Source organism: Pseudomonas sp. K2I15 (assembly GCF_002204795.1).
GTDB lineage: Bacteria > Pseudomonadota > Gammaproteobacteria > Pseudomonadales > Pseudomonadaceae > Aquipseudomonas.
The window spans coordinates 1-2,186 of record NZ_NIXO01000137.1 but is presented as its reverse complement, the minus strand read 5'-3'; the positions used below and the strand labels follow the sequence as shown (position 1 = coordinate 2,186).

Genomic DNA, 2,186 nt, shown 5'->3' with positions numbered 1-2,186 from the left:
GTGGATGATGTGCCTGTTTCAGCGAAAACCCCCAATGGGGATGCTTCAGTCTGCGCGGTAGACACCTGTAAAAACGGCTGCCCGGTGTCGATGGTTACCGGTGAGGAGCTGCTGACCCTCACGGATGGCGAGCTGGACGGTGTACTGCCGTTTGCCTGGACGCGGCTGTATCGCAGCAGCGCGGTGGAAGTGGATTGTGGGTTGGGGTTTGGCTGGAGTCATTCGCTGGCTCAGCGGCTTTCGGTGGTGGGTGAGTCGGTGGTGTGGACCGATCACGAGAACCGCAGCACCACGTTCCCCCTTCCCTCTGCTGCACGGCCCGCAATCACCAATAGCCTGGCGGAAGCGGCGATTTATCTGGGCGCTTTGCCTGATGAATTTGTACTGGCCCAGACGTCCCTTTTCTACCACTTCCGCGACGGTGTACTGACGTCGATCAGCGATGCGTACGACAACCGGCTGCGCATATCCCGCGACTACTCCGGACGGATTCAGCGGATCGATAACCACGTTGGCCAAGGATTGCTGCTGCGTTATGACCGCGGGCACATCGTTGCGGTCGACTATCAGGTGCAGCGGGAACTCGCCTGGGTTACCGAGCAGAACGTTGTTACCTACTCGTATGACGATGCTTGGCGGTTGATCGAAGCGACCAACGCGGTAGGCGAAAGCGAACGTTATCGCTACGACGATCAGCAAGTAATCCTGGAGCGGGAACTGGCCGGTGGGGCGAGTTTCTTCTGGGAGTGGGAACGGTCCGGCAAGGCTGCGCGCTGCATCCGGCACTGGGCCAGCTTTTCGCAGATGGACACGCGATATACCTGGGACGACAAGGGCACGGTCACCGTGCACAACGCTGACGGCAGCCAGGAAGTCTACGTCCACGATCAGCGCGCACGGCTGGTACAGCGGATTGATCCGGACGGCGCGGAGCACTTCAAATCCTACGATGAAAAAGGCCGGCTGACGGTCGAGCAGGATCCGCTGGGGGCGGTGACGGCGTATCAGTACGACGAAGCCGGTCGTTTGATTGCGCTGTTTCCCGGTGACGATGCGCCCACGTCCTACGAGCATGACAACGGTTTCGTACGGGTTGTGCGCCGTGGTGAGGCGGTCTGGAAATACCAGCGCAACGATCAAGGCGACATCACCCGCAAGACCGATCCGGACGGCAATTACACCGAATACAGCTACAACAAACACGGCAAGCTCACGGGCGTTTGGCACCCGGATAACAGCAGCCAACGGCTGATCTGGAACGAGCGCGGCCAGCTCACCGAGGAGAAGCTGGCGAATGGCGGTGTGCGGCGCTATCGCTATGACGACCTGGGACGGCAGGTTGCCTGCGAGGATGAGCATGGCGCGCTGACCCAATATCAGTGGGACGCGGTGGGTCGCTTGCTCAAAGTGATTCAGCCTGACGGTGGTGCCCGCGAATTCAGCTACAACCCGTACGGAAAAATCACTGCCGAGCGCGACGAACTCGGCCGCGTCACCCGCTACGAATATGCCGACGGCCTGCACCTGATCAGCCGTCGCATTAACCCCGACGGCACACAGCTCAAATACCGCTACGACAATGTCCGGCTGTTACTCACCGAGATTGAAAACGAGGTCGGGGAAACCTATCGGCTTGAGTACCACGCCAACGGCCTGATCCAGCAGGAAACCGGCTTTGATGGCCGCCGCACCGCTTATGTGTATGACCTCGCCGGGCATCTGCTGGAAAAAACCGAATACGGCGATGACCGTAGCCAACTCGTTACCGCTTATCAGCGAGACAGCGCCGGTCGCCTGGTAAGAAAAACCCTGCCCGACCGCAGCACGGTCGATTACACCTACGACCGCCTCGGCAATCTCCTCAGCGTCGACGACGGCCATTGGCCGCTCCACTACGAATACGACCTGCAAAGCCGCCTCACCGCCGAACACCAAGGCTGGGGCACCCTGCGTTATCGCTACGACGAATGCGGCCAACTCAATTACCTGCGCCTACCCGACAACAACCGTCTGGCCTTCCACCACGACAAAGGCGGCGACCTCGCCACCGTCGAACTCAACGGTAACCCGCTCACCTCGCACCTGTTCAAATCCGGCCGCGAACATCAACGCCAACAAGGCCAACTCCTAAGCCACTACCACTACGACGACCAGGGCCGCCTGCACGCCCACGCCATCACCCAACA

Annotated in this window: 1 protein-coding gene; it reads left to right on the top strand. The window is 60.2% G+C overall.

Annotated elements, in window-relative coordinates; all coding sequences use genetic code 11:
* A partial coding sequence (locus tag CEC48_RS30760; protein WP_141099738.1) for a DUF6531 domain-containing protein occupies positions 1 to 2,186 on the top strand: 2,186 nt, incomplete at both ends.